Raw genomic sequence first — 5497 nt, 5'->3', positions numbered from 1 at the left:
GTGCGTATAGTTCGCCTCTCTGCTGCTGACGCAGACAAAAACGAAGCGAAACTGATGAGTGTAGCTGAGTGGGTCTGAATAGGCAAACGCTCTTTAACAAGATACAGCCGATAAGCGTAGGCGCTTGGCTTGTTAGCCAAGGCTTACGTAATGATTAAAACCGTTTTGCGGTTTTAGTCTTGCAAAAGTCAGTTTTGTTTCAAAAAACAGAGATTGAACTCAAGAGTTTGATCCTGGCTCAGATTGAACGCTGGCGGCATGCTTTACACATGCAAGTCGAACGGGCTTAGGGGCTTGCTCCTAAGTTAGTGGCGAACGGGTGAGTAATGCATCGGAACGTACCGTGTAGTGGGGGATAACTTACCGAAAGGTAGGCTAATACCGCATACGATCTACGGAAGAAAGCAGGGGATCGCAAGACCTTGTGCTATACGAGCGGCCGATGTCGGATTAGCTAGTTGGTGGGGTAAAGGCCTACCAAGGCAACGATCCGTAGCGGGTCTGAGAGGATGATCCGCCACACTGGGACTGAGACACGGCCCAGACTCCTACGGGAGGCAGCAGTGGGGAATTTTGGACAATGGGCGCAAGCCTGATCCAGCCATGCCGCGTGAGTGAAGAAGGCCTTCGGGTTGTAAAGCTCTTTTGTCCGGGAGCAAATCCTGTCCGCTAATATCGGACGGGTCTGAGAGTACCGGAAGAATAAGCACCGGCTAACTACGTGCCAGCAGCCGCGGTAATACGTAGGGTGCGAGCGTTAATCGGAATTACTGGGCGTAAAGGGTGCGCAGGTGGTTATGTAAGCTTGATGTGAAATCCCCGGGCTCAACCTGGGAACTGCATTGAGGACTGCATGGCTAGAGTGTGGCAGAGGGGGGTGGAATTCCGCGTGTAGCAGTGAAATGCGTAGAGATGCGGAGGAACACCAATGGCGAAGGCAGCCCCCTGGGTTAACACTGACACTCATGCACGAAAGCGTGGGGAGCAAACAGGATTAGATACCCTGGTAGTCCACGCCCTAAACGATGTCTACTAGTTGTTGGGGTAGCAATACCTTAGTAACGCAGCTAACGCGTGAAGTAGACCGCCTGGGGAGTACGGTCGCAAGATTAAAACTCAAAGGAATTGACGGGGGCCCGCACAAGCGGTGGATGATGTGGATTAATTCGATGCAACGCGAAAAACCTTACCTACCCTTGACATGTAACGAACCCAGCAGAGACGTTGGGGTGCCCGAAAGGGAGCGTTAACACAGGTGCTGCATGGCTGTCGTCAGCTCGTGTCGTGAGATGTTGGGTTAAGTCCCGCAACGAGCGCAACCCTTGTCCTTAGTTGCCAGCCTTAAGTTGGGCACTTTAAGGAGACTGCCGGTGACAAACCGGAGGAAGGTGGGGATGACGTCAAGTCCTCATGGCCCTTATGGGTAGGGCTTCACACGTCATACAATGGTCGGTACAGAGGGTTGCCAACCCGCGAGGGGGAGCTAATCTCAGAAAGCCGATCGTAGTCCGGATTGCACTCTGCAACTCGAGTGCATGAAGTCGGAATCGCTAGTAATCGCGGATCAGCATGTCGCGGTGAATACGTTCCCGGGCCTTGTACACACCGCCCGTCACACCATGGGAGTGGGTTCTACCAGAAGTAGCTAGGCTAACCGCAAGGAGGCCGGTTACCACGGTAGGGTTCATGACTGGGGTGAAGTCGTAACAAGGTAGCCGTAGGGGAACCTGCGGCTGGATCACCTCCTTTCTAGAGAAAAGGCGGCGGGTCAAGTGCCTACACTTATCGGTTGTAAGTTAAGAGATACAGAATTGAAGCTTTATAGATAGAGATAGGGCTGCGGTTCAGTTGTGTAAAGCTGGGTCAGTAGCTCAGTCGGTTAGAGCACCGTCTTGATAAGGCGGGGGTCATAGGTTCGATTCCTATCTGACCCACCAAGCTTCACGATGGGGGTTTAGCTCAGCTGGGAGAGCACCTGCTTTGCAAGCAGGGGGTCGTCGGTTCGATCCCGTCAACCTCCACCAAGAACTCAAACAACAGAATATCTGGCAGATGCGACGTCTGAAGTATGGGCGTTGTTGTGCTGTGTGTGCTGCTGTTTGACTTCTTAAGTCATTCTGTATTTCGTTCTTTAAGAAAATGGAAGAAGTAACCAATGTAGTCGTAAAGACAAAATTGGGTTGATTGTATCGATCACTGTTTGGAGCAGTCAGCGCCGAGCAGTGATAACGCAAACACCTATATCTGAGCTGTACGAATAGAAAAGCGAAGAAATGATTCAAGTAATTGAATCGTGGATGAGTAGATTTATTTGTGCCGTCTTTGGTTATAGGGTCAAGCGAATAAGTGCATCTGGTGGATGCCTTGGCGATGATAGGCGAAGAAGGACGTGTAAGCCTGCGAAAAGCTTCGGGGAGCTGGCAATTAAGCTTTGATCCGGAGATGTCCGAATGGGGAAACCCACCCTTAGGGGTATCCCAGTCTGAATACATAGGACTGTGGAGGCGAACTCAGCGAACTGAAACATCTAAGTAGCTGAAGGAACAGAAATCAACCGAGATTCCGTAAGTAGTGGCGAGCGAACGCGGAGTAGCCTGTACGTGATAGTCGATTGTTTAGCAGAACGGCATGGAAAGGCCGGCCATAGTGGGTGATAGCCCCGTATACGAAAAGCAATCGGTGGTACTAAGCGTACGACAAGTAGGGCGGGACACGAGAAATCCTGTCTGAAGATGGGGGGACCATCCTCCAAGGCTAAATACTCATCATCGACCGATAGTGAACCAGTACCGTGAGGGAAAGGCGAAAAGAACCGCGGGAGCGGAGTGAAATAGAACCTGAAACCGGATGCATACAAACAGTGGGAGCCTCTTCGTGGGGTGACTGCGTACCTTTTGTATAATGGGTCAGCGACTTACATTCAGTAGCGAGCTTAACCGAGTAGGGGAGGCGTAGCGAAAGCGAGTCCGAATAGGGCGTTCAGTTGCTGGGTGTAGACCCGAAACCAAGTGATCTATCCATGGCCAGGTTGAAGGTGCGGTAACACGCACTGGAGGACCGAACCCACTAGTGTTGCAAAACTAGGGGATGAGCTGTGGATAGGGGTGAAAGGCTAAACAAACTTGGAAATAGCTGGTTCTCCTCGAAAACTATTTAGGTAGTGCCTCATGTATCACTGACGGGGGTAAAGCACTGTTATGGCTAGGGGGTCATCGCGACTTACCAAACCATGGCAAACTCTGAATACCGTCAAGTGCGAGCATGGGAGACAGACATCGGGTGCTAACGTCCGGTGTCGAAAGGGAAACAACCCAGACCCTCAGCTAAGGTCCCAAATGCATAGTTAAGTGGAAAACGAAGTGGGAAGGCATAGACAGCCAGGATGTTGGCTTAGAAGCAGCCATCATTTAAAGAAAGCGTAATAGCTCACTGGTCGAGTCGTCCTGCGCGGAAGATGTAACGGGGCTCAAACTATGAACCGAAGCTAGGGATATGTGCGTAAGCACATATGGTAGAGGAGCGTTCCGTAGGTCTGTGAAGGTGTCTTGTGAAGGATGCTGGAGATATCGGAAGTGCGAATGCTGACATGAGTAGCGATAAACAGGGTGAAATTCCCTGTCACCGAAAACCCAAGGTTTCCTGCGCAACGTTCATCGGCGCAGGGTGAGTCGGCCCCTAAGGCGAGGCTGAAAAGCGTAGTCGATGGGAAACAGGTTAATATTCCTGTACCGATCTGTAATGCGATGTGGGGACGGAGAAAGCTAGGCCATCCGGGTGTTGGAAGTCCCGGTTTAAGCGTGTAGACGTGTTTCGTAGGCAAATCCGCGAGACTAAGTTGAGGCGTGATGACGAGTCCTTTTAGGACGAAGTGGTTGATGCTCTGCTTCCAGGAAAAGCCGCTAAGCTTCAGTTACAGATTGACCGTACCGCAAACCGACACAGGTGGGTAGGATGAGAATTCTAAGGTGCTTGAGAGAACTCGGGTGAAGGAACTCGGCAAATTGACACCGTAACTTCGGGAGAAGGTGTGCCCCGGTAGGTTGTAGCCTGTACAGGTGAAGGCCGATGGGGTTGCAGTGAAAAGGTGGCTGCGACTGTTTATTAAAAACACAGCACTCTGCTAACACGAAAGTGGACGTATAGGGTGTGACGCCTGCCCGGTGCCGGAAGGTTAATTGATGGGGTGCAAGCTCTTGATCGAAGCCCCGGTAAACGGCGGCCGTAACTATAACGGTCCTAAGGTAGCGAAATTCCTTGTCGGGTAAGTTCCGACCCGCACGAATGGCGTAACGATGGCCACACTGTCTCCACCCGAGACTCAGCGAAGTTGAAATGTTTGTGAAGATGCAATCTCCCCGCTGCTAGACGGAAAGACCCCGTGCACCTTTACTGTAGCTTTACATTGGACTTTGAACAGACTTGTGTAGGATAGCTGGGAGGCTTTGAAGTGTGGACGCTAGTTCGCATGGAGCCGACGTTGAAATACCAGCCTGGTGTGTTTGAGGTTCTAACCTAGGTCCATAATCTGGATCGGGGACCGTGTATGGTAGGCAGTTTGACTGGGGCGGTCTCCTCCCAAAGTGTAACGGAGGAGCTCGAAGGTATCCTAGGTACGGTCGGAAATCGTACTGATAGTGCAATGGCATAAGGATGCTTAACTGCGAGACTGACAAGTCGAGCAGGTGCGAAAGCAGGACATAGTGATCCGGTGGTTCTGAATGGAAGGGCCATCGCTCAACGGATAAAAGGTACGCCGGGGATAACAGGCTGATTCCTCCCAAGAGTTCACATCGACGGGGGAGTTTGGCACCTCGATGTCGGCTCATCACATCCTGGGGCTGTAGCCGGTCCCAAGGGTATGGCTGTTCGCCATTTAAAGTGGTACGTGAGCTGGGTTTAAAACGTCGTGAGACAGTTTGGTCCCTATCTGCAGTGGGCGTTGGAAGTTTGAAGGGGGCTGCTCCTAGTACGAGAGGACCGGAGTGGACGAACCTCTGGTGTACCGGTTATGACGCCAGTCGTATCGCCGGGTAGCTAAGTTCGGAAGAGATAACCGCTGAAAGCATCTAAGCGGGAAACTTGCCTTAAGATGAGACTTCCCTGGGACTTCGAGTCCCCTGAAGGGTCGTTCAAGACCAGGACGTTGATAGGTCAGGTGTGGAAGCGCAGTAATGCGTTAAGCTAACTGATACTAATTGCCCGTGAGGCTTGATCCTATAACCCAAGACGTGAATAGATTGGGTGTTTGTGAGCGATACGAATAGATCAACTCAATTGACATTGATTACTTCTTCCTGATTTGTTGCGATAGCGACGAATCGACAATGCTGTGTCTTGACGAAGTCAGGATACGCGCCAGTTATGCTTGGCGGCCATAGCGTGTTGGACCCACTCCTTCCCATCTCGAACAGGACAGTGAAACGACACCGCGCCGATGATAGTGCGGATCTCCCGTGTGAAAGTAGGTCACTGCCAGGCGCCTTATAGTGAAGCCCCG

2 tRNA genes and 3 rRNA genes are annotated in these 5497 nt (G+C 51.6%); all 5 read left to right on the top strand.

Annotated elements, in window-relative coordinates:
• Positions 1 to 215: 215 nt before the first annotated feature.
• The 5 genes from ACUHMQ_RS19915 to rrf all read left to right on the top strand — a co-directional run bounded on the left by ACUHMQ_RS19915 (position 216) and on the right by rrf (position 5478).
• Positions 216 to 1749: ribosomal RNA gene (locus tag ACUHMQ_RS19915) — 16S ribosomal RNA — on the top strand.
• Between the two features lie 111 nt (positions 1750 to 1860).
• Positions 1861 to 1937 (top strand) — tRNA-Ile (locus ACUHMQ_RS19910).
• An 11-nt stretch (positions 1938 to 1948) separates the two neighbouring features.
• Positions 1949 to 2024 (top strand) — tRNA-Ala (locus tag ACUHMQ_RS19905).
• Positions 2025 to 2332: 308 nt separating this feature from the next.
• Positions 2333 to 5216: ribosomal RNA gene (locus ACUHMQ_RS19900) — 23S ribosomal RNA — on the top strand.
• Between the two features lie 148 nt (positions 5217 to 5364).
• A 5S ribosomal RNA gene (rrf, locus tag ACUHMQ_RS19895) occupies positions 5365 to 5478 on the top strand.
• The 16S, 23S and 5S rRNA genes sit together here with 2 tRNA genes alongside, the layout of an rRNA operon.
• Positions 5479 to 5497: the final 19 nt, after the last annotated feature.

The sequence above is a fragment of the Chitinimonas violaceus genome (genome assembly GCF_052601015.1).
This window is presented reverse-complemented; position numbering and strand designations above follow the sequence as displayed.